This window comes from Streptomyces sp. NPDC048197 (assembly GCF_043202395.1).
Lineage (GTDB): Bacteria > Actinomycetota > Actinomycetes > Streptomycetales > Streptomycetaceae > Streptomyces > Streptomyces siderophoricus.
Map to the genome: position 1 here is coordinate 147624 of NZ_JBIDAJ010000014.1, position 23231 is coordinate 170854.

General features: G+C 67.4%; 14 protein-coding genes and 3 pseudogenes. 9 read left to right on the plus strand and 8 right to left on the minus strand.

The features are described from left to right. The first annotated feature begins 130 nt into the window (after positions 1–130). On the plus strand, positions 131–508 hold the full coding sequence (locus tag ACGF4C_RS20260; protein ID WP_393567959.1) for a hypothetical protein: 378 nt from the start codon (positions 131–133) through the stop codon (positions 506–508). A 142-nt stretch (positions 509–650) separates the two neighbouring features. Here the strand turns inward: ACGF4C_RS20260 and ACGF4C_RS20265 are convergent, their stop codons facing one another. Continuing rightward, the gene (locus ACGF4C_RS20265) at positions 651–1814 is read right to left on the minus strand and encodes a hypothetical protein (RefSeq protein ID WP_393567961.1); all 1164 of its coding nucleotides are present in this window, start codon (positions 1812–1814) and stop codon (positions 651–653) included. A 194-nt stretch (positions 1815–2008) separates the two neighbouring features. Further along, on the minus strand, positions 2009–2959 hold the full coding sequence (locus ACGF4C_RS20270; RefSeq protein WP_393567963.1) for an NlpC/P60 family protein: 951 nt from the start codon (positions 2957–2959) through the stop codon (positions 2009–2011). A 414-nt stretch (positions 2960–3373) separates the two neighbouring features. On the opposite strand from ACGF4C_RS20270, the gene ACGF4C_RS20275 reads away from it, so the two are divergent. Then, entirely contained in the window at positions 3374–4024 is a 651-nt protein-coding gene (locus tag ACGF4C_RS20275; protein WP_393567965.1) for a DUF6426 family protein, read from the plus strand. 322 nt (positions 4025–4346) lie between these two features. Here the strand turns inward: ACGF4C_RS20275 and ACGF4C_RS20280 are convergent. Then, positions 4347–5373, minus strand: a pseudogene (locus ACGF4C_RS20280) (PP2C family protein-serine/threonine phosphatase); the annotation flags it as partial. A 373-nt stretch (positions 5374–5746) separates the two neighbouring features. Here ACGF4C_RS20280 and ACGF4C_RS20285 point away from each other — a divergent pair. Beyond that, a complete protein-coding gene (locus ACGF4C_RS20285) occupies positions 5747–6199 on the plus strand; it encodes a luciferase family protein (RefSeq protein WP_393567966.1) in 453 nt (150 codons plus the stop codon). An 818-nt stretch (positions 6200–7017) separates the two neighbouring features. Here ACGF4C_RS20285 and ACGF4C_RS20290 read toward each other — a convergent pair. Beyond that, positions 7018–7614: a TetR/AcrR family transcriptional regulator gene (locus ACGF4C_RS20290; protein ID WP_393567968.1), complete on the minus strand. Its 597-nt coding sequence runs from the start codon at positions 7612–7614 to the stop codon at positions 7018–7020. Positions 7615–7784: 170 nt separating this feature from the next. Between ACGF4C_RS20290 and ACGF4C_RS20295 the strand changes: the two genes are divergently transcribed. Further along, a complete protein-coding gene (locus tag ACGF4C_RS20295; RefSeq protein ID WP_393567969.1) occupies positions 7785–8750 on the plus strand; it encodes an alpha/beta hydrolase family protein in 966 nt (321 codons plus the stop codon). 376 nt (positions 8751–9126) lie between these two features. On the opposite strand, the gene ACGF4C_RS20300 is transcribed toward ACGF4C_RS20295, so the two are convergent. After that, complete coding sequence (locus ACGF4C_RS20300; protein WP_393567970.1) at positions 9127–9516, minus strand: AQJ64_40280 family protein; 390 nt, start codon at positions 9514–9516, stop codon at positions 9127–9129. A 533-nt stretch (positions 9517–10049) separates the two neighbouring features. Beyond that, complete coding sequence (locus ACGF4C_RS20305; protein WP_393567971.1) at positions 10050–10745, minus strand: NADPH-dependent F420 reductase; 696 nt, start codon at positions 10743–10745, stop codon at positions 10050–10052. 65 nt (positions 10746–10810) lie between these two features. Here ACGF4C_RS20305 and ACGF4C_RS20310 point away from each other — a divergent pair, with 65 nt between their 5' ends. Continuing rightward, positions 10811–11224 carry a winged helix-turn-helix transcriptional regulator gene (locus tag ACGF4C_RS20310; RefSeq protein ID WP_393567973.1) on the plus strand — a complete coding sequence of 138 codons (414 nt, stop codon included), beginning with the start codon at positions 10811–10813 and terminating at the stop codon, positions 11222–11224. Between the two features lie 156 nt (positions 11225–11380). After that, positions 11381–11869 carry a hypothetical protein gene (locus ACGF4C_RS20315; protein WP_393567975.1) on the plus strand — a complete coding sequence of 163 codons (489 nt, stop codon included), beginning with the start codon at positions 11381–11383 and terminating at the stop codon, positions 11867–11869. A gap of 239 nt (positions 11870–12108) precedes the next feature. Here the strand turns inward: ACGF4C_RS20315 and ACGF4C_RS20320 are convergent. Next, a pseudogene (locus ACGF4C_RS20320) lies at positions 12109–12228 on the minus strand (transcriptional regulator); the annotation flags it as partial. A gap of 194 nt (positions 12229–12422) precedes the next feature. Here ACGF4C_RS20320 and ACGF4C_RS20325 point away from each other — a divergent pair. Then, a pseudogene (locus ACGF4C_RS20325) lies at positions 12423–12563 on the plus strand (flavin reductase family protein); the annotation flags it as partial. Between the two features lie 638 nt (positions 12564–13201). On the opposite strand, the gene ACGF4C_RS20330 reads toward ACGF4C_RS20325, so the two are convergent. Then, positions 13202–13543 carry a hypothetical protein gene (locus tag ACGF4C_RS20330; protein WP_393567977.1) on the minus strand — a complete coding sequence of 114 codons (342 nt, stop codon included), beginning with the start codon at positions 13541–13543 and terminating at the stop codon, positions 13202–13204. A gap of 150 nt (positions 13544–13693) precedes the next feature. Here ACGF4C_RS20330 and ACGF4C_RS20335 point away from each other — a divergent pair, with 150 nt between their 5' ends. Together ACGF4C_RS20335 and ACGF4C_RS20340 are read left to right on the plus strand one after the other, a co-directional pair. Next, positions 13694–16303: an NACHT domain-containing protein gene (locus ACGF4C_RS20335; protein WP_393567979.1), complete on the plus strand. Its 2610-nt coding sequence runs from the start codon at positions 13694–13696 to the stop codon at positions 16301–16303. A 508-nt stretch (positions 16304–16811) separates the two neighbouring features. Next, entirely contained in the window at positions 16812–18158 is a 1347-nt protein-coding gene (locus ACGF4C_RS20340; protein ID WP_393567981.1) for a hypothetical protein, read from the plus strand. Positions 18159–23231: the final 5073 nt, after the last annotated feature.

Genomic DNA, 23231 nt, shown 5'->3' on the forward strand with positions numbered 1-23231 from the left:
GTGTCACACGGCCCCGAGGGGGCCGATCCGCCCCGGGACGAGGCGAGTTGGTGCCCTCAGCGATGAGACGAGGAAACGCATCTCCCGCAGCACAGTGCACACTGCTCTGACCGGCACATCGTTGCCGCGGTTGGACACGATCGACGCCCTCGTCGAGATCCTCGGCAGCAGAGCCCGGACGACGACACCGGAGGAGCAGCTCCTTCGGTTCGACGAGATGTGGCGACAGGCAGCGCTGGCTGAGACGCCGCTCGAAGAAGTCGTGCCGCCAGATCTGACGGACACCACGGACGCACTTGCCTCTTACCTCGCCAGCAACCCTGAGCATGCCGCCGAATTTCTCCAGACCTTGCGGGTGGAGGCCAAGGAGCAACGGCAGCTGGCCACCGTCAGATTCATGCTGGACAGAGGCGTGGTCAGCGTCGCGAACCTGCCGGTGCACCTGCTTGAAGCCCTCCGACAGCCTGTACGCCGTCGGCCGGAAGACCCCGGGCACCACTCGCCGTGACAGCCGATGTCAGTACTCGCGCCTTCGCCCCGCGAGTCGCCCGGACACTGCGCAGAATCCCGCAGGCCGCCTGAACGCTGTGACCACCGCCGAGCGGGATGTGCCGCTCCGCCGGAACACCGCCGGGGTATGGTTCGCGGTCTCAGCTTGCGGTGAAGGAAAATGCCTGGCTGGAGGCTCCGGTGCAGTTGGCCTGCACGGCTTCGGCCCCGGCTGTGACCGGGGGCAGGAATCCCACGCACAGGCCGCTGTGCAGGGGCCGGAGTCGAATGCCGCCGCCGGAGGCTTCCAGGCGGAACTTCTGGCTGTTGCTGTCCTCGCAGTCCCGGGGGGCGAGCAGTGCTCCGGCGGTGGTTGAGGCTCCGTCGACGGTCAGGCAGCCGATGCCCTTGCTCGGGTCGGGGTTGTGCCACTGGATGCGGTAGGTCTCACCGCTGAGCTTTTCGAGGTAGACGCGGGGCAGAGGGGCGTCCGCGCACGAGTGCTGAACAGCGATTTCCCGATCGGTGCGACCGTTGCGTTCGCGTCCCTCGGTGAGGCAGAGGGAGGGGGAGGATGCCGGGTGTATGCGGGTCCAGCCGGAAGCCGGCATACGAACGGGGGCCCGCGTGGGCCTGTGGCTGGGACGGGGAGCGGCCGTCTTCTCCGGTTCAGCTTGCGAGACGGTGGGGGAGCCTGAGGGCCTGGCGTCGGCCGTCCGGTGCTCGGTGGGCGAAGAAGTTGTCTGCTGGGAACGCGTGTTGGGCGGAGTCTTGCCGTGCCGGGGCGCGCCGCCAGCACTGTCGTCCGAATTGCCGTTGGACGGCAACAACGCCAGCGCCAGTATTCCCGCGACGGTGCACGCGGCGATAGCGACCAGCGGTCCCTGCCGACGCCAATTCGACTGAGCGCTTGCAGGATCGGTGGTGTCCTCGGCCGGGTCGCCAGAGGTCGGTTCGCCGGCCGGGTCGGTGTCCGGGTTCTGCTCTTTGGCGGCTGCTTCTACGGGGGTCGGCACCGTTTTCTGCGGTGCGTCGTCGCCCTTCTGGGCATCAGTCCGCGGTCTGTCTTCGCCGGCGGATTCTGGGGAGGCGGTGCCGGACATGGACAGGTGCCGGCGTGCGTCGAGCCATGCGGCCACCGTGTCGTCGTCGCCACCGCACGCCCGTACGTAGGCGGCCAGGAGTTCGGCGCGGGGCAGCTCGTTGCGGCTCAGGGCGGCGGAGATCGTCGCGCGCGGCAGGACATTGCCGGCGTCGGTGGCGTTGCGTTCCAGCTGCCGGTAACTCAGGTCCGCCCAGCGGCGTAACTGCCGCATCAGTTCCACGAACTGTGCGGGGCTGTCTGCCACTGCCGGGTCGGGCCCCTGTCCCATCACCGCTCCCTTGTCTCGTGAGTACCAAGGGAGCCTAAAGGCAGTTGATCGGTACATGAGCGCTCTTTCCAGCATCTGTCTGTCACCTTCGAGGATCGGGGGCATCTGTTGCCCAGAACCCGCCATCCGCACTGATTACGGATCGTTCACTGGCGTATGTGGCGGTATCCGACGACGTGGGCGGTGTCCGGGAGGGGCGCTACGGTGACCACGGTGCCGGGCCGGGGGGCGTGGATGACCTGTCCGTCACCGATGTACAGCCCGACGTGCCCACCGCCGTAGGACAGGACGAGGTCACCGGGCACCAGGCGGCTTCGGGTGGTGGCGGTCCCGGCGTGGATCTGCCCCCAGGTGGTGCGGGGCAACGTCACCCCAGCCGCCTGCCAGGCCCGCATCACCAGGCCGGAGCAGTCGAAGCCGCGAGGTCCGACACCGCCCCACACATAGGGCTTGCCCAACTGCGCTCGGGCATAGGCCACGGCGCTCGCCGCGGACCTGGTCGGCTTGGCGGGCCTGGAGGTGGGCGTCGTGCTCGGCTGCCGGCCCGGCGCAGGTGCGGTCACCGACGGCGTGGTCGCCTTCGGCCGGGTGGGGGTGGAAGCGTCCGGCTTCGCAGGAACGCGCAGCGGCTGCCCGGCGTAGATCAGGGTCGACGACCCCAGACCGTTGAGCCGCTGCAACTGCTTCACCCTCGTGCCGTGCGTGCGCGCCAGCTCCCACAGCGTGTCACCGGGCAGCAGCACGATCCTTTTGATCTTCGCGGGTTTGGCCTTGGCCGAGTCCGGCTCGGCGGGCTTGGCCGGGTGCGCCTGCGCGGACTTGGGCACCGCCGGCGCTTCCGGCCGCAACGTGAGCGACGGTCCGCCGGCCGCGGACGAGTCCGACGGGCCGTGCACAGCCAGCAGCACGCCCGCCAGCACCGAGAGCACGAACCCCACAGCCAGTCCCGCCACCACAACCATGCCGTTGCGGACCTTCTTCGCGCCCACGCCGAGGGTGCGAGGCCTGCGGTGCGACCCCGGCGCCGACCGGAGCCCCTTCCTCGTGGTCCGCTTCTTCGGCACCTGCCGCCGGGGCCGGAGCGTCTGCTGTTCCATGCCACCTCCTCGAAAAGACCGCGTAGTTCGCGGCCTGGCAAGGAGGTTGTTTCGTCTCAAAGGTGTCCCGCTAGATCTTCGCCCGTCCGGGACAGTCCCGGCCTGTCCATGCTCAGGAAACCCCCTCGGATCTAACGACCAGACATCCTCGGCACCACCCCTGACCAGCGTAGACGGGCCCGGACTGTCCCAGACGCCGCAAGCTGTTGCCCCACCCCGCACCGCCCGGCAACGCTTCTTGCACCGCCCCGCACCGCCGGGCGACGCCCCCAGTCGAAAGCGTCGCCACGCCGCTGCCGGGCCAGCCCTGCCACCACCGGTGTCGACGACCGCGGGCAGCGCGACAGCAGCCGAGGTGCCCTTGAAGAAGGAACCCAGCTGCCTCCCAACTCACTCTCTTGAAGGAGCATCACCATGCACTTCACCCGAACCCGAAGGACCCGCGCGCTGGCGGTAGCCGCCGTCGCCACCGGTCTGCTGGCCGGCGGGATCACCGCTGGCACCCCCGACCTTTTCCGCGGCGAGAACCCGCCCACCACCGACACCATCACCCAGGCCGGAGCCGCCCGGTCGGCGAAGAAGTCCAAGGCTCAGGGCATGTCGTGCTCGACCGGCGCGGTGCAGATCAGGAACAAGAAGTACCTCAAGACGGTCTACGAATGGCCCGACACCCCCGCCGCCCAGACCAGCATCCCCGGCCCGGGGAAGAAGATCTTTGAGTTCAAACTCGAAGTCTCCAGCAAAGTCAGCGCCACCTTCGGCGCAAGCGACGAGCAAATCAGCGCCGGTCTTGGGTTCGAGGTCAACAGGACCCAGACCGTGACCGACACGACCGAAATCGAGCTGCCGGACAAGGTGCAGTACCGGGTCCGGGCAGGGATGATCTACAAGCAGTACCAGTTCGACGTCTACCAGGAGCGCGGCTTCTGGAACTGGCACGGCGACTACCTGGTCTGCTCATCGAACTCCAACCAGGAGTGGGTGAAGAAGGGCACAAGTACCGCCCTCAACCCCTGGATGGACACCTACAGGGTCACCAAGGCCCCCAAGCGCAAGACTCACTAGCTGCGCCACAGCCGCTTCTGGTTCCTGGTAAGTGCACTTACCAGGAACCAGAACTACGGCCACGACGCGCTTGCGGTCAGCGGCCGGAGCCGCCCCGATGTACCCCTCACGTTGTCTCACGTCCATCCGCTCGCGAACGGGGCGAGCACCGACCACCCGCGTCTCGGAAGCCGACGACACAGCCGGTACCCGGTCGGGGTTCCTCGCCCTACGCCAGCTGGTCGATGCCCTTGCTACCCATCTCGATGGTGCCGCGGCGCGACGGGCACCAGCAGCCTGTAGCGAACGGTGGCGTCACCTTGCTCGTGGCACAACGGACAGCTCCTGACGAGGCTGCCCTCCCGAGCACCACGTCATCATCACGGTCACCGGGGCCGAGCATGTCCAGCACCTCCTCGCACAGCGCCTCCAGCGGCGGCGGTTTGGGGCGCGTCAGCCAGGCCGACTCCACCAGCCGCGCCCGCAGCTGCTCGATGCCTGCCCACACGTCGCGGATCCGCGACTCGATCAGACCGTCGGTGTACAGCACGAGCGTGGCACCCGCCGGAACGTCCAATTCCACCGCCTCGAAGTTCACCCCACCGACGCCGAGCGGCGCGCCCGGCGGTACCCGCAGCACCTCCGCGCGCCCGACGCCGTGCAGCATCTACGGCGGCGGATGGCCCGCGTTGGCGATGGTGATCCGCTGCCCGACCGGGTCGTAGACCGCGTACAGGCACGTCGCCAACCAGTCCCACCCCCGCTGGGCCTGATCGCCGAGTTGCCGCAGCACCTCCTGCGGGGGGCAGACCCAATTCCGCCAGCGTCTGCGTGATCATCCGTAGCTGGCCCATGATCGCCGCCGAAACCATCGAGTGCCCCATAACATCGCCAACAGCCCGCGCCACCCGGCCGTCCGACAGCGGGAACGCGTCGTACCAGTCGCCACCTACCCGCGCCGTCTCGGCGGCCGGCAGGTAGCGGCTGGCCAACTGGACCCCGGCCGGCTGCGGCAGAAAACCTGGCAGCATCGTGCGCTGCAGCGCATCGGCGATATGCGCTTCCCGGCCGTAAATCCCCGCCTTGTCCACACCCAGCGCGGTGTGCGACACCAGTTGTGACGCAACCAGCAGATCCTCCTGCTGGAACACGGGCGTGCCCATTCGACGCAGAAAGACCGCAGCACCGATCACCCGCCGACGCCCTCGCAGCGGCGCAAGGATCACCCGGTGGCCGCCGGGCAGCCACGCATTGGGCCCCAGCAGCTCGAGCAGCGCTGCACGCGCCTCCTGGCCCTCTCCGAACAATGGCCGTACGGCCCGCATCACCTTGGCCAGCACACCGCCCGGCCGTACCTCGGTCAACGCCGCCGGGCTACGGTCCATTGGTAGACCTTGAGGCCGGGGTGCCTTGCCGCGGTCAAGGAGGGTAACGCAGCATGGTGCGGCATCCCGTCTCCGTCGGACCTGGCTCCGCAGGGAGGACCGGCCTGCGGCCCCCCGTATCGGCCGCAGGCCGGCTCGACGGTTACCCATTCGGGTGGGCGGCGCTGAACATCTCGACATCTTGGCTTCCTCGGAATCCCAGCCTCAGCCCGGTGTCTACCGGGGCCGTGGACGGCCGATGAAGTGGAAGCGGCGAGTTGCGCACGGCTTTGCGCGCTGGGACAGCTGCCCCGCCCGGATTCGAGATCCCTTTGCCGCAGCCCTATGCCCTTGGGCCGGGATTGGGCACGCTGACGATATGAACCTGGTCGAACACGCAAACGCACGTCTCGCCGGTTGGCCGGCGCTCTCGCGGGGTCGTGCGCGTTGCGGGGCACGGCATTGCTTTAGCGCCGGCACCCAGGAAATCGTCCACTTCCACGGCGGCAACGAGGTCGACGTACACCTGACCCACGGCATGATCGACCGGCTGCGCCCGGCACTGCAAAGGTCGAGCGCCCTCAAGCTGCCCACCGCATCCGGCTGGATCACGGTCCGACTCGAATCGGGCTCCGACATCGACCTGCTCGCTACGCTCGTCAGCGCCGCACTGTTCGCGACAGGGAACCGATCGGAGCTGGCCGAAACGGTCCGAACGGACCCCTGCACCCAGGGATCCTCGCAGGCGCCCTGCCGCCGTCCAGACTGGAGGTCACGACGGCACATGAGGTGGCGTCGAACGGGCAAGACCCCGCATGGCATGGCGGGTTGACATCCTCGCCCACCTGAAGGAGGGCGATTCCCGCGTGCCGGGCCGTTGTCTGGTGCGGCTTCGGGTGGGTTGCCGCTTCGCGGCGCTGTGCCGATCCGGATACCGGTCTGTTGAGTCGACACGGAGCGCGATGCCGGTGTTGCCACGCGTCCGTCTCTCTGTGCTGCACGCCGAACTCGGCGTGCCACTCGGGGTGTTGGCTTTGCTCACGAGTTACGGCTCTGGCTCAACTTCTGTGATGCGGCCACTTTGAGTGATGACTTGAGTCTTCGTTCGGTCGCGCTCCTGGGCCGCCTCTAGGTTCCCTGGTCTGTCGTCTCGCGCAGGTTCGCCTGGATGTGTGCGAGGGCTTCCACGGCCGGCAGATGCGTCAGGCCCTCTGTGAGGGGCAGATGTGAGGGGCAGAACCACTCGCAGTGCTCCGGGTGACCAGCCCAGTCATCCGGATACGTCGTTGTGGGCCGGAAGCTCACGAGGGTGAAGTCCTCGTATTCAAAGTCTGAATGCTGGTACGGAACACGGCATATGACGCAGAAGGGCGGCATCATCAGGCGCTCTCTCTTCCTCGGACAGGTCGACACCTGATTGTCGCTCACAGTAACCGAACACAAAAGCTGAGCCAGAGCCAGAGTTATGGCAGCGGATGTTCACGACGATGAGCAGCATCCTGGTGAGTCCGTGTTTGATGCTCATGAGAAGTGGCGGCACCGGCTCAGGGGCATTGTTGCTTGCCGGGTCTCCGGCCTGTCGGGATGCGGCCGTTCGCATCGCGTGGAAGTCAGGGACGGGTCAGGTGGTCTCTATGTCGCTCGTCGGCATCAGCACGCCTGAGATTGCTGGAGTCCCTGGAGGAGGAGGGCGATCAGGCGCCGGGGGTCGTACCGGGGGTCGTTGCCGCGTCCGATACACAGGTTGCCGATGCCGCGCATCAGCTCGTAGGGCTGCGTGCCGGGCCTGATTTCGTCGGCCTCGGCCGCGGCGTCGAGCAGTTGGGCGCAGACGGGAAGCAGGCGGTCGAGGAAGTAGGCGTGCAGCGCGGCGAAGCGGTCGCTGTCGGACTGCAGGGCGTCGGCGAGTCCGTGCTTGGTGACCAGGAAGTCGACGAAAAGGTCGATCCATTGGCGCAGTGCGTCGAGCGGGGAGTCGGCACTCGTCAGCAGACGGGGGCCGGCCTCGGCGCATGCCTCGATCTGGTGGTGGTAGACGGCGGTGACCAGATCCGCCCGGGTCGGGAAGTGGCGGTAGATCGTGGCCATTCCGACGCCTGCCTGGGCCGCGATCTGGCGGATCGGGGCGTCGACACCGGAGGTGACGAAGACCTCGGCGGCGGCGGTGAGTACCGTCTGCCGGTTGCGCTGGGCGTCGGACCGCTTGCCTCGGGGCGGCGACTTCCCTGCGGGGTCCTCGGTGGCCATGACGTTCTCCTTCCACGCCGCTTGACAAAACGGAGCACCGCTCCAGATAGTAAATGGAGCAGCGTTCCGTTTCAGCTTATCCGAAACGGCGCGCTCCTGACTGCCTTGTCCGCCCGCCGGCCGCCGGAGACCGGGCAGGCGGTAGCCGCCACCGAAAGGGAGCCCGCATCGTGAGCACATCCACCGCCACCAGCGCTGACACCTTGAACACAGCCGTCCCGGTCCTGTCTTTCAGCCCCGTAGTCCTCTCCGTGCCGGGACGTCCCGTGGACCTCCAGGTGCGCGTCTCCGCCCCCATGACCGGTACCAGCCTCCCCGTCATCCTCCTCTCCCACGGCCACGGCCCCTCGAACAACCTCTCCTCGCTCAACGGCTACGCGCCGCTCGCCAACTTCTGGGCGGCACACGGATTCGTCGTCGTCCAGCCCACCCACCTCACCTCCAGGACACTGAGCCACCTGGTCGCCGACGCACCAGGCGCACCCGACTTCTGGCGCTCCCGCGCCGAGGACATGACCCACATCCTCGACCGGCTCGACGTGATCGAGAACGCCGTGCCGCAGCTCGCCGGACGGATCGACCGCACCAAGGTCGCCCTCGCCGGGCACTCGCTCGGTGGCTTCACCGCTGCCCTCCTGCTGGGCGCCGGACTCACCGACCCCGACAGTGGAAACGTGGTGCACCTCGTCGAGCCCCGGATCAAGGCGGGTGTACTGCTCGCCGCGCCCGGCAGGGGCGGCGACGTCCTCAACGGGCCCATGGCCGAGCAATGGCCCATCATCGGGGCCGTCGACTTCTCCACCATGACCGCACCCGCGCTGGTCGTCGCCGGCGACAAGGACGACTCTCGGCACTTCACGGACATGGGGCCGCACTGGCACGCCGACCCCTACACCCTCGCCCCCGGACCCAAGACCTTGCTCACCCTGTTCGACGCGGAACACGGACTCGGTGGGATCGCCGGATACGACGCCGCCGAGACCACCGACGAGAACCCCGAGCGAGTTGCCGCCCTGGCCCGGCTCACCGCGGCCTACCTCCACACCCAGCTCCACTCCGGTGCCCCCACGTGGCAGATCACGTGCGAGGCACTGACGACCGGTCCCGACCGGGTAGGACGGGTCGACGTCAAGTAACCAGCCGCAGACGCGTACGCCAACGGGCGGTCCCCACCGTCATCGCCCAGCTCGCCGCCTCGGGTCTCGCCGGGTCTGCAGCCCCTCGCGCGGTACGAACACGGTGAAGCTGATTGCGCCCGGCACGTTGGGGTTGTGGGGAGAACCGCTCGGGGACCAGGGCTGCTGAGGGGGCGTCTGGTCACTCACGCTGGCTCAACCGCCCGCGTCCACCTACGAGATGGCCTTGACGGCGGTGCCTGGGCAGCTGGCCACCACGGTGTGAGCGCCTCGGCCCCCAGGGCTCAGAGGGAGACCCTGCGCGGTGCCTGGTAACCGGCTCCTGTAGACCGACCGGCTACGTATGTACCCGCCACGTGTCCGATCAGGGTGTGGTTCAGGTGAGGGGGGGAGCGTCCCACGCGTTCTGGAGGGCTGACTGCACGCCTTTCCCGAGGACGAGGTGCGTCGTCCCGCGCGGCAGGGTGGGCAGCTCGGCCCAGTGCGTCACGGTTTCGGCACTGGCGAGACCGTGGGCCAAGCGGACAACCCCGTCGGAGTCGACGAAGCAGTCCCTGTGCTCAGCCCCGTCCTCACTCCAGTGCAGAGTCATGAAGACCATGGGCCTCACCAGCCAGAACTCCTCGCCCAGTGCTGTGTCGGCCTCGGACTCAGTGGCCCTGTCAGCTGGATACCTGCCCGTGATCGCCGCTGCCACCGGTGCACCGCTCCAAGGCAGCCTCTCGCGCGCGTCAACCCACGTCACCACGGTGTTCAGATTCGTCATCTCCACCCTCACTCAGGCACTCAACACATCGTCTTCCACCCTGTATTCCGGCGGCCGGCGCGGGCACTGCCCCACCTCGACACCTGCCTGGCAAGACTGCCTCGCGCCCGCGGGGGTTGCTTGAACCGGAACGAGCGCTGGACGGCGAGCGCCCCCCTCTGCGGCCACGATCTACCGCATCTCACCGATGACGCCAAAGGCTGCGTGCTGTGCACGTGGGCTTCAGCTCGGCGGGCCCTACATCCCGTCGGCCGGTGTGTCCGCTCCATAGGGATGAGGGTGCGCGTCGCGCGCGAACCGCGCGTGCAGGGGGGCGCCGAACCGCGGCAGCAGGTCGCCACGGGATGCCGGTCCGCTGCCGGATCCAGATTCCGTTGATCACCTTCCGGTGGCACGTCCACCGGCCGCCCGGCCCCTGTTCTTCGGCAAATGCGGATCAAGCCGGACCCACTCCCGATCCGACGGGTCGCCTCGCTCCACGCTGGCCGGAACGACACCGAAACCGCGCAGTCAGGCGACCCGTCGGACAGGCATTAGTCGTCGACGGCGCCGGGGGCCAGGGCTGGGGCGGGGAAGACGTGGCGGACTTCGCTGCCGGACCACCACACGCCGATGGCGAAGACCGCTGCAGCCTCCAGGAGCGCCGCCCGCTCCAGACCGCCGCACGGTAGAGGGGTGCAGCCCATCGACGTGATCAACTTCCTCGTCACAGCGTCGGCGGGCGGGGCGTCCGTGCAGAAGGGCACCGCCAGCGGAGCACCCTCGAAAGTCGGTTGTGGCACGGTCCAGATGCTCTCGTGGCAGACGCCGAACACCTTGGCAACATGGGCGTGGGGCGCGGCTGAGGCGATACGCAGGGCGGCTGAGTCCGTACCTCCGGCGGTGGACAGGACCGGGCCGCCGTCGCTGGTGGGCTGCATCGGCACCGTGCAGTCGAGGACGGTCCGTCCGGCGAGGTCCGCTGCCAGTTCCCTGGCCAACTGCGGTGCGGAGTCGGCGGGGACGGCGAGCAGTATCGCCTCGCCGTACCGTGCCGTCTCGGCGAGGCAGCCGTGCGCGGCGGCCCCGATGCGGACGGCCGTGGCGGCGGCGGAAGCGGCGTTGCGGCCCCCCACCATGACCTCGTGTCCGGCCCGAACCCAGGCCCCGCCCAGTGCTGCTGCCATGGCGCCGGTGCCGAGAATGCCGATGCGCATCGTCCTGCTCCCGTTCGCGTCGTGGAATGTCATGCCATGGACGCTAGGGGAGCCGATGCACACCGGCTGGTAGGCATCGGCCGGGGCAGGATGTCCGCATGGGACAGGTGAATGGGGACGGGGACGACCTGGGCGGGGAACCGTTCGCGGCGGACTGCCGGGCGCGCATCGCCGTGGAGGTACTGGCCAACCGCTGGGACAGCGTGGTCATCTACGTCCTCGGCGAGGCGGGCCCGATGCGCCCGCGTGCGCTGCAGGGCCGCATCGGCGGGATCAGCCCCAAGGTGCTCAACGAGGCGCTGCGGCGGCTCGGGTGCAACGGCCTGGTGCACCGTCGCCGTTATGCCGAGGCCCCGCCCCGCGTCGACTACGCGCTGACGGAGGCCGGCACCGCCCTGCTCACCCCGATCCGCGCCCTGGGCGCCTGGGCAGCGGCCTACGGAGACGACGTGCTTGCGGCGCAAGGACTGCTTCCACCGGCGCCAACGAATCTCGGAGGGTCCGCCGGATGACGAGCCGTCGGACATGCCTTAGCACCGCCACCGTTGGTGTCTCTGAGTCCATGTCATGTCGATCCTCGAAGAGCGAGTAGCCCCAGTAAGTGACCAATGCTTCTCGCGACGTCGTGCACGGACAGCGCGGTCCGACCGCCGTGCAGGATGGTCTCCATGAGTGCTCTCTTCGATCCCCCTGAGCCCCGTCGGATTGCGCTTGGCGAGTACCCGCTGTGGGACGAGGCCCTTGCCCTCGTCAACCGGGACCTTGCGGTGACCTTGCCGGGCCAAGAACCCCTGCAATTGCTGGGACTTCCCTCATACGACGAGGGTGTAGCCGAGTACGTCTACCTGGCCCTGGCCAACGGCGAGTGGCACGGCAACGTCGTCGATCCGGACTCGTCGGACAACCCTGTCCTCGCCCTGGCAGCTATCGCCGACGCCGCACAGGAAACCGTCACCGAGTGCCTCTGGCAGGCATGGCCTCTGTGTGACGAGCACGACCTCGGCATGCATCCGCGTGCGGCGAAAGGGAAACTCTCCTGGTGGTGTGCGGGCCGGAACATCCCAGGTGAACCGGCGCATATACGGGCGGCCGTGGGCGGTCTCGACAGCCTCGTCCACCCAGACCGGCCGCACCGCAAACGCCGACGTGAAGGCTGACCACCTGCTTCCCCACGGTCGCAGCGGGCTGCCATGACATGAGAAGAGAGGCGGCGGTGGGTGTTGTCCCGACGTCCCGAGTACTACGCCGAGACCCGTTCTTTCGAGCGCGGGACTTGTCTCTGACCGGACCGCAGAACGGTGATCACCTACCAGCCTCCGCCCGCGGAACCACCGGAGTACGCGACGCCCCGCCTGCCCGCAGGAGGCATGGCCGTGCCCGAATCCCGCCGGCTCGATCAGCGCGGCACGACCGCGGACGCCGCTGTCATGCCCTGCGTACCGATGACGGAGAGCAGCTCCAGCTGCGCCGCGGCCTCGGTGCCGGGCGGGGCGGTGAACCACATTAGGTGCTGCTTGGCTGTCGGCGCCCTCGCGAGGCCGACCCGAGTGGCGAGCTCCCGGTCCTCGGGTTCGACGAGGGCTGTGCCGTCGGGGGCGATCGCCAGCGGGAGCCGCAGGCCCACCGGGCACTTTCCGCCGAAATCAGCGGCTGGGTGGAGCAGGGCATCCGCTGTATGATCCGCACCCGCCGGTGTGGATACTGATCACCATGCGCATTGACTTCGATCCTGCTGAGATGCCCCGTAGAGAGTTCTACAAGCTCCTGACCGCGACGGTCGTGCCGCGGCCCATTGCCTGGGTCTCCACGGTCTCCGAGGACGGCACCGCGAACCTCGCCCCTGCGAAGTTCTGAGGAAAGTGGTATCGGTTCCGAGAGACGTTAGCCGAGGTCAGAACGGCCCGGCAATGAACTGTCAGGGAGTCGCGCTCCAGGGCGAGCCACCCACAGAAGGTTCTTCGTTTGCTGGTGGTACAGCGGTGGCAACTCGCTGACCTGCGAATATGGCAGCCGAGGAGACCTTGCCGGGACCGCTGGCTCGGGAATGGTCCGGTCTTGGCTGATGCGGACCATGGGACTCCGGCTCTGCTGGATGGGCCGTAGCGCCCGCTCCCAGCCTCGGTCCCACCTGGCACAGGTAGTCGAAAGCGTCTTGTGCCGTCCAGGTGGTCTAGATCAGGAGTGTTTTCACCGGTTAGGTCTCTGTGGTTCAGGTCTGTCGACGCTGTTCGTGAGACGCCAGTGAAAGATGAGGAACCCCCGTCGGCTGGCTCGGCGGGGGTTTCTGTGTGCGGGGATGGGTCTGTTGCGTGGTGTTCGACGCAGTCTTGTTGTGCACCAGCTCGCCATACTTGATGGCGAGAGCAGGGCGGAGGCGTTGGTGCGGGCACGGCACGGTCCCAAGGATGCCGCGCGATGCCGCTGCCCATGACGGGGCGCCCGTGGGAAGAGGGCGGCCCGAACCGAGGAGGCGGCAGACCCAACTCCGGTCAGCCAGTTACGGCGCTGATCATCTGGTCGCCCAGCGCCACGACTCCGGCCGCGGCGGCGTTGGTTCCGGCCGTCGTCAGCGCGGACCGCAGGCGCTGCCAGGCACTCACCCGACCGACAGGCGCTTGCGTTTCGTCCTCCAGGATCTCAACGTCCGCGATGTACTCGTCTCGCCCCTCTGCTCCGGCCGACGGTGCCAATTCGCGCAGTCGGGCCACGAGCAGGGGGAGGTCCGCTGCCCGGATGCCCACGTTCTGGGTGACTTCCATACCCTGGGCGCCGGTGCCTCCCGCGTAGACGTTCTGGTGGAAAACGGGTCCTGAGGACTGTGCTTCCGTCACGGACGATCTCCATTTCGGCGGATGAGGCACAAGGCCGGTCGGCTGGTGCCAAGGTGATGGTGACAGACGGAGGGCGTGCGGAGCGGGCGAGTGCGGGATCCCGGAAGCGGTTGCCGCGGAGGCCAGACGCGCGGGAGAGAGGGGCCTGGCATGGCCGAGGATGCCGCGCCGGAGGAACAGCGCACCGGCGGCGTTCCCACGGTGTCCACCACGACCGAAGGCCGCGCCCGGAGCTGCCGGGCCGAGGCGGCTGTGCCGCCCAGCCCGACGCAACCGGGGCGCGAGACGCCGTGCTTCACACTCCACGTCCAGAACGTCTTCGGGGGTGCGGGTGCGCAGGGGACGACCGTCGAGCAGAACATCGGAGTACCTGTCACAGCGGCTGGTGACGGGGCCGCGGTGCTCGCCGACTACCTGGCCGCGGCCCGACGGGCAGCCCGCGACCGCCCGTATGCAGGCGTGTTGCCGGACGTCACCCCGCCTGCGATGGCCGAGGTCTACGTCCATCAGCGCATGAAGCCGCAGCATCTGCCCACGGTCGGCAGCCGTCAGAGCATCGAAAGTGCCGCGGTCCCCGCCGAGGAAGTGCTGGGCCAGGGCGGCAACTGCCTGATCATCGGCGCACCAGGCTGTGGCAAGTCCAGTCTGCTGCGGACTCTTGTGGCAGCTGTGGCCACCAGCCATGGTGAGGGTGAAGCTGGCGGATCGCGGGCTGAGGCAGAGACGGTCCCACTGGCGAAGGGCACCGTCGAACTCCCCGTGCTCGTGCCGGCGGTCGACCTCCTCGGAGACGAGCCGCTGCCCACCCTGCTGACCCGGCGGGTCAAAGCGTTGCTCAAGGGTGGAGGGCTCCGCCAGGAGGTGCCGGCGGATTTCTTCCGCACCGAGCCGGTACCCGGCGCACGATGGTTACTGCTCGTCGATGGGCTCGATGAGGTCGCCGACGTCGAGGCGCGCCGAACCCTGGTACGCGAACTGCTCGCGCTGACCGAGCAGACGTCCACACCGCGGTACCGCTTCGTGGCGACCTCACGGCCCCTGCCCGGCACCGAGGTCGACATCCCGGGCCACGCGGTGAGCCGCTTCGAGCTGCAGCCCTTCGACCCCGGACAGGTGTCGCTCTTCGCAGACCGCTGGCTGCGGGTCCTCGGGGTGCCGCAAGCAACCGAGCAGACCGCATCGTTCATGGCAGCGGTGCGGCGCGCCGGCCTTGAGGACGTCGTGCGCACCCCGCTGATGGCCACCATGCTCTGTCAGCTCTATGCGGCCGACACCGGCGACGAGCTCCCGGCGGGTCGCGCCATGGTGTTCGCGCGCTTCGTCGACCTCTTGCGCCAGCGGCACGTAGGGCGGGGCGACGGCACCCTCGACGCGCAAACCCGCAGGGCATGGGAGAACCGCGGACCGGCTGCGATGGCCGCCGTCGAGCGCACCGTCACTCATGTGTCCGACCTCATCGGGCATCTTGCCTCCGCTCGGCTCCGCGGCGACGCACGCGCCGCCGTGAGCGTACTGACCGGCCATCCCGCCGCTGCCGCTCCGCAGGGCATTCCCCGCGATATGTGGGCCGGCTTCCTGGCCGACGTGCTGCGTCGCAGCGGCCTGCTAGTGGAACACGGAGGGGACTTCGACTTCTGGCACCGGACATTGCTGGAATTCCTGGCCGCCGAGCACGACACCGCGGATGCCGAGCGCCGTGAGGCGCTGTATGCAGACCTCTTCTGCTGCTTCCGGCGTGTGCGGCCCTGGAGCCGCAGGACATGGTCCCCGCCGGATGCCGAAGCCTCGTACGTGAGCTTCGTGGTCGGCCTCTCCGCTTGCCATGAGCCGGGCTTGGACTCCACACTCCTCCGGCTGGCCGAGAACGGCGGCCTGTTGGGAGCCGCCTTCCTCTCTGGCGTGGCGCGGTACGGCGAGCGGCTTCCGGCGCCCGTGGAACGAGTCGTGGTGCACCAACTCCAGCTGGCCGTCGGCAACCGGCGGCTGACGGACTACAGTCGGTCGGTGGCTGCCGGCCTGGTGACCGACTTCGACCATGCAAGTGGAACCGAACACCTACGGGCGCTGGCCTTCGACCGCGAGATCGCCCCGCTCATTCGGTTCCTGACCGCCGCCGAGTTGCGGCGCTGGCACGCGGATGACGGCCTCCTTGCCCTCGTCCAGCTGGCATCGGAGCGGCACGACCACTATGTGGTGCGCGCGTTGACCGGCCGCGTGCTCGCCGCGTTGGGGCATCCCGCCGGGGTGGTCCTCCTCGATGAGCTCGCCGAGGAGGACGACGCGGACTTCTTCGATCGCCTCCATGCGATCCGGGCGCGGAGCAGCCAGGACGACAGGGAGGCCATCGAGATGATGATGGCGTTCGTTGCCGACTCGGACCACAGTCTGTTCGAGCGAACCACCGCGGCCTCCGCACTCATCGAGGCCGGCCATGACTACCGAGGATTTCTCGTCGATGTCGTGGAGGATGAAGAAGCCGACTCCCTGACGCGCGGGAACGCAGCGGCAGAGCTCTACCGCTTTGGCGACCACGGCATGGCCGATGTCCTCGTCGACATCGCTCTGGACTCACGTGGCTCGGCTGTGGAGCGCCGATGGGCCGTCGAACGCCTGGCGGCTCTCGGAGATCCACGGAGCACCGAACTGTACGTGGACTCCGACAGCAGCGAACCTGTACCTAGTGTCGAGCAAACCGTCTGGCAGATTCTTCTCGGCGAAACCATGGAAGAAGTCGCCAGGTTTCAGCGCTTCGGCCTCTGAGACCTCCCCACACGCTTCAGGTGTCAGCCCCGGCAGCTGTCGCTGCCGAGGACAAGGACGGGTCCGCAGCCGCCCGGCGCTGGAACTCCTGCCACGCCTGACCGGTGAACGCCACCGGCACGTCACCCATCCACCCACGACCGAGCAACGCGCGGGACTGCCGATGCCGGGGTCCTGCGCGCCTGCGGAGCACGTCGCAGACTCTGCAGAACTGGAGTCAAGCCGGGATGAACGAGCAAACCCAGATTGTTCCCCCGTGGCACCCGTACGCCTCCCGGCTGGCCCCGCTGGCGCGGGCCATCGCGTCGTACGGCGCGAAACATCGTCGGCCAGTTGAGCCCCGGCTCTATCACCCCGGTCTGTAACTCATCCTGGAAACAGTGCCTTCCTGCCTCTCCGGTTCTCCAAGCCGACGTCGTCTGGCCCGGCATGAATGTGCAGGTCAGGGGGAATTGTCAGTGGTGCGTTCTACCGTGAAAGCCCAACTGACAGCCAGGCAGGGGGATTTGTGGCGAACGGCGTGTGGCACTCCGAACTGAAGTGTGTCCTCGAACTCGATAAGCCGGACCTTGGACTTTCGAACAGTGCCATCAGTGTGACCGACCTGGTCGAGGAACTGCTCCAGCCGGTCGCCACCAGAAGACGAGACCTCCTCATCTGCGCGGAGAAGGCCCTCGACCGTAAATGCAAGGCCGAGATGTCCGGCGTCAAGAGCCCACACATGTACGTCCGCCGGCACCGCGGCCCCGACGGTGTCCTTCGATTACGAGCCGCGCACCTGCCCACCGCGCACGAGATGACGCAGGAGGAAAGCGACCGGCACAAGGCGATGAAGGAGTTCCTCGACCGCACCTGCCAGAGCGCGGGTCTGAAGACGACGGTGGAGAAGGCCACGAAGAGCCGGGCCGCCCGCCCCGACGTCACCATCTACGGTCACGGCGGAGTCAACCTCGGCTGCGAGGCCCAGTTATACAACGCAAGCCCCAGCACGGTCCTGCGTCGCGCCAAAGCCCAGTCCGAGGCAGGGCTCGTATCCAACTGGATCACCCACGACGACACCTTCCACCTAGTCGACCGGGCCCAGTGGATGCTGATCCGCGACGTTACTTGGCGCGAGATCAACAACGCCGCCGACCTCCCCCTCATCGGCGGGTTCCGCGTCCTTGCCGACTGGCTCTGCACCGCGGCAGCCGTGCGACCGTGCCCGACCGGCAAGTCGAAGACGGGGTGCGGCAAACGCCACCTGTTCTGGGAGACCCCCCGCGCCTCCGACGGAATCGTGAGCGGCTACACCGGCGACCGAGGCGATCGGCTCGGTGTCACCGTCGGCCGCACCATCATCGGCGCCGCCACCGGCAGCGTCATGCCCATCTTCCTGCCCAGCCGCAAAGACCACCGGACCGGAAGCTTCATGTGGGTCCCCGTCGACGACCACGCCACGTGGTCCGACTACCAAGACGGGGTCACACCCGACGAGCCCGAACCAACTCCTGCTGATCACGGCCTGCACTTCTCCGGCAACGACGCCAACAGCACCTGCCAATTCGGCGATCAGACCTGGACTCCCAGTGCGCCCCTGCAGCGCCGCGGCATCGACAGCGTCGAGCTCGGTATCACCATCGAGACCAACGCCCTCCCGACCATCGCGACGCAGCGCACCCCGCAGGACCGAGCGCGCCCCCAGCAGTCGCCGTCGAACCTGGTGCCGCAACCACGGATCGCCGATTGGAGTGACCCCGCCCGCTTCCTGCCCGAACCGCAGCCTTGCTGGCACTGCGGGAAACCCGCCAGCCTTCTCGACGACGACGCGAAACCGTCCCACAAGGTTTGCGCCGAGGAACACGCCATCGGATAGCAGGGACGGGCAGGGAGCCCAACGTGCGAACGGTATGTACCCCCATGGCTTCAGCTGGCCGCAAAGATCCGTTCGGAGACAGGGCCCAGCTTGGCTGACCGCAAACAGGCGGGGCGTTTTTTCGGTGCAGGCAAGAGCTGGCCGCCCCTTTTACCTTAGGAGGCCCCCTCGAGCACGTGCGAACACGGTGACCTCCACTCGCCTTAGGGATTCCGACATCCCCGAATCGGTATCGGCACTGTCTCATGCAAACATGCTGATCCCCCTGCGGGGCGACTAGATCGGCGATCCGTGCCGCGACTGGGGACTTGTTGTACCGGCTGATTCCCCTCGCATGTGCGATGCGGACCAGCTGTATTGCGGCGTCTGAGCGAGGCCCGCAGCGCGTTGGTACCTCCTTGGGCGATGAGGACACGAACGGCGGGAGATGTGGCTGGCGAGCCAGATCGGGTTGGCCCCCCATGGACGATACGGGACCGGTTTGCTCGGGCAGAAGCTCCACCATTCGATTCCTTGTTGCCCCTCTGAGGAGGCGATAACGACATGGTGGGTCAGGTCGAGTGAGAGGGGATGGACTCCGTTGTTGTCCCTCCGCGGGGCGCTAAGGACCCGCTTCAAACGGCATCCCGATCGGCCGCTCCGAGACGTTGATGCCCTTCCTCGGGGCGATGAGGACACACATGCTCACCCTCACCACCGCGTTCATGCCCCGTTGGTACCCCTTCTCGGGCGATGAGGACGCGAGACCGTAGCGATGGCCCTGTCCCGCTACACGTTGGTATCCCTCTCAGGGGCGATGAGGACCCAGCCGTTGATGGCGTGCTGGATCTGCCCGCCCATGTTGGTACGCCTCCCCACGGGCGATTAGGACGAGCACGCTCTACACCGTGCCACTCCTGGTCCTGGGGTTGGTGTCCCATCCAGGGGTGATGTGAACAGGTCGGTCGTGCGTCCGTCGCGGCCGAGGGCGCGCTGTTGATACCCCTCCCAGGGGCGATTAGGGCACCAGGCCGGCCTGGACGTCGTCGCCATGATGGGCACGTTGATACTCCTCCCAGGGCGATGAGGACCAGCACCTATGGGAGACCGGCCCCAGGAAACCGGCCGTTGATGCCCCTCCCAGGAGCGATGAGGGCCGCTGCATACGCCGCCGGATCAGCGACCTAGTTGGTTTCCCTCTCCAGGGCGATGAGGACTCGACCAGGGCGGCGCCTGCCTGCCGATCGTGGTCGCGTTGACACTCCTCCAGGGGCGATCAGGACTCGGTGAGGCGCGCTCCACCGAGGTGGTCCCGATGCTGTTGGTACCCCTCCTAGGGGCGATGAGGACTGCACGATCCGGGCCAACAACGTCAAGGAGTTCATGTTGATACCCCCGCCAGGGGCGATGAGACCCGGCTGGTCGGAGACCTCAGGGATTACCGACTATCCGTTGATACCCCCCGTAGACGCGATTAGGACTGGAGCTGACGACAGTGATTGCGCCGCGCTCCAGCGGTTGACGCCCCTCCCGGCGCGATGAGGACTCGCCAACATCATCCCGCTGCCTGTCGACAAGTGGATGCCGTTGATACCCCTCCCAGGGGGATTAGGACCCGTCACTGCGACCTCGCAGCTGTCGCGGCCGTGGTGTTGATGCCCCTCCAGGGGCGATGAGGACGCCGCTGGCAGCCCGTACGCCCGCACCTGGGCCATGTGTTGGTAACCGTCCCAGGGATGATGAAGACGCAGGAGATCGGCGCACAGATTGGCGACGCGATCGCGTGGCTAACCCTTCTTGGAGCGATGAGGACTGGCCCATCCCTATCCAAGCCCACTCCGCCGACACGTTGGTACCGCCGAGGGGTAATGAGGAAGGTGCATCTCCGCCCTGACGAGCACCTACGGCGTGACGTTGTTATCCATGCGGGGGCGATGAGGACCGGAGTCGGCAGGCGGTGCGCATGTCGCCGTCTTCATGTTGGTACCCCCGGGGAAATGAGGACCTGGAGCCGCGGCCGCCGCACCTGCCTGGCCTGCCGCGTGTTGGTACCCCTCCCGGCAGCAATGAGGACTACATCGTCGTCGGCCAGGCCACGTGCGGCGACCGGTTGGTACCCCGCTGAGGGGCGATGAGGACACGAAGACAGTGGCGGGCAGGAATCCAACGGCTGCGTGTTGGTGGCCTTCCCAGCGGCGATGAGGACTGGAAACGAAGACCCGTCCTACGTCACCTGATACCTGACATTGGTACCCCTCACAGGGGTTATAGGGACACGATCATGATGCGCTGTGCGATCTGCTGGATGTGGAGTTGGTACTCCTCCCAGGGCGATGAGGCCACCACGGTCATGCTCGGCATTACCCGGGCCGCGTAGTTGTTACCCCTTCGCGGGGCGTTAAGGACTCCCCGGCGAATCGCGTGTGCGGATGCGCATCTGCGCCTTGCTCCCGCTCCGAGAAGCGATGAGGACACCGAGGTCACCGCCCTGAAGTACCTGCGGCTCATCATCTTGGTACCCCCCCGAGAAGCGATGAGGACCGCTTTGACCCGCGGCCAAATTCCCCCGTTCCGCGGGTTGGTACCCCTCCGAGGGGCGATGAGACGTTCGGCCTGTCCGGCAAGGATGTGCCGCACATCGCGTTGGTACCCCTCCAAGGGGCTTTGGGGCCAAGCGCGTTGGGCCAGAGCACGCCCGTGGAGGCGCGTTGATACCCATCCAGGGGGATGAAGACTCGACGCTGCGATCACCCACTACGCCGGGCTCAGCACGTTGCGAACCGTCGCAGGGCGATGAGGGAAGTCAGGGGGAGCCGGGCACGGGCCGCTCCCTCCGAGCGTGCTCGTGGGCGGGCCGGTCCTGGCCGGAACAGTCCGCACGCCCGCTGACACCAGGCCACGAGTGGGTGATGGTCGGCGGGTCCGAAGCATCGCTCGATCCCGCCGCCAGCACCACCTCGTCGGGGACGGCATCGCCTATGGCCTCGGTTCCCCTGAAGAGCTGGAGCCGCTTGTTCCTGTGCACACAACCTGGATGGTTGAGGCAAAAGCCGGAAAATCTCCTTCGAGGGACGGGTCAACGCGGCGAACAAGTTCTACGCAGGCCGGCGCCCCCCGGCCTGGGTTCTCCAGGCGGCAGCAGATCGGCGTCCTGGGCGCCCCGCTGTTCTGTACAGGGAGGTTGTGGACGGGTGAGCCCTCCAGGGCTGATGACGACGTAGCGGGCCGGGTTGAAGCCGTGCTCCATCACATGTTGCGAACCCTTCCGGGCTGATAACGCCCGGCTACTCCCAGGGCCTCCCCTGCTACAACACCGCGTTGCGAACCCTCCAGGGCTGATGACGACGCCCGCCCGACGATCGGCAAGTCCGTGGTCCTGCTGTTGCGATCCCTCCAGGGCTGATGGTCACCGCCGTCTGGACGTCTCAATGTCACCCGTGATGGCAGTTCGCGCCAGAGACTTCCTTCAACTTCGCCAACGAGTTGGGACCTCTCCAGGGCTCATGACGACAACCCAAGATCGTCTCACCCGGCCCGCCCGCGACTAGTTGCGAGCCCTCCGGGCTGATGATGACCGCGATCAAGGCCCTCCCCAACAGCGGCGACACCTTGTTGCGAGCCTTCCTGGGCCGTTGACGACGCCGGGGGTGGCCAGTCCGTCCAGCACTTCATCAAGTTGCGAACCGTCTCGTGCTGGTGCCGCCACCCGGGGCGGCGGCACCAGCACGGTCGCGGTCATGTTGAGAACCCTCAGTGCTGATGACGACGCTATCCAGGCCCTTGAGCGCGGACAGGTGATGCTGTTGCGAGCCCTCCAGCGCGATGGTGACGGAGGCGTAGAGTTCTCAAAGCACCATGCCGACGATGTTGCGCGCCTTCCCGGGCTGATGACGATGCGGCCATCACCTCGATGGCACCAGCGAATACACGACAGTGTTATCAGCCCTCCCGGGCGATGCCGCCCGCAAACAAGGCCGACGATCTGCTGGATACGTTGAAGTTGCGAACCCTCCAGGGCTGATGACGACGGTGCACGCCGATCCGCAAGCCGGCAAGGTCGGCCGGTTGCGAACCCTACAGGGCTGATGACAACCCACCCAGGGCCTGAACCTCGACTACGGGCCGGTCTAGTTGCGAGCCCTCCGGTGCTGATGACGACGTGACATTCGGCAGCGAGTTGCCAAGTGGGGCGCGACGGTGTTGCGAGCCCTCCAGGACTGACGACGGCGGTGGTCCTGCGCATGGTCGCGCCGTTCGCGGTGCGGTTGCGAGCCCTCCAGGGCGGGTGACGACCAGCACCCAGTGGCTGTCCACCCACGAGCTGGACCTGTTACGAGCCTTCCAGAGCTGATGAGAACCTCCGCGCCCAACCGGTGGTTGTACACGGACACCGTGTTGCGATCCCGCCTGGGCTGATGACGACGCGGAAAAGTTGACGCGCCTCGCCACCGAGGTGATGTTGCGAACGCTCCCGGGCTGATGAGGACTCCAGGTCCCAGGTAGACCGGCAGGACGATGACGTTGTGAATCCTCCAGGGCTGATGACGACCAAGGTGATCACTCTGAGCAAGGTAAAGACGCAGGGACTGCGAGCCCTCCAGGGGTAATGACGACGGTGTTCTGCCGGAGTGGAGGTACCCGCCCCCTCATTTGCGATGCCTCAAGGGTTGATGAGGAACTGGCAATGACTACGACACCATCCACTTCCACCTGACGTTGCAAGCCTCCAGGGACTGATGATGACGCGATGGACATGTGCTGCTCGCCCGGCCAGCAACGGGGCGTTGCGAGCAGCCGCAGCCGACGAGGAACCCACCAGATCGCGGAGCTGTAGCGCAGGTGAGCGCAGGTCTCAGGCCCTCCAGGGCTGATGACGACCCGCCGTGGAGGCGTTCCGGCTCCAGCGCGGCAGGTCGTTGCGACCCTTCCAGCGAGGTTGTCGACAGCTTCGCCTCACGGATGAAGCAATGAAGGAGCGTGTTGCGAACCCTCCAGGGCTGATGACGCCCCGGCACCTGCGCCGCCGCAGACCTCGACACCACGTTGCGATCCCTCCAGGGCTGGCAACGACTGGTCATCCGTGAGGAACTGCGG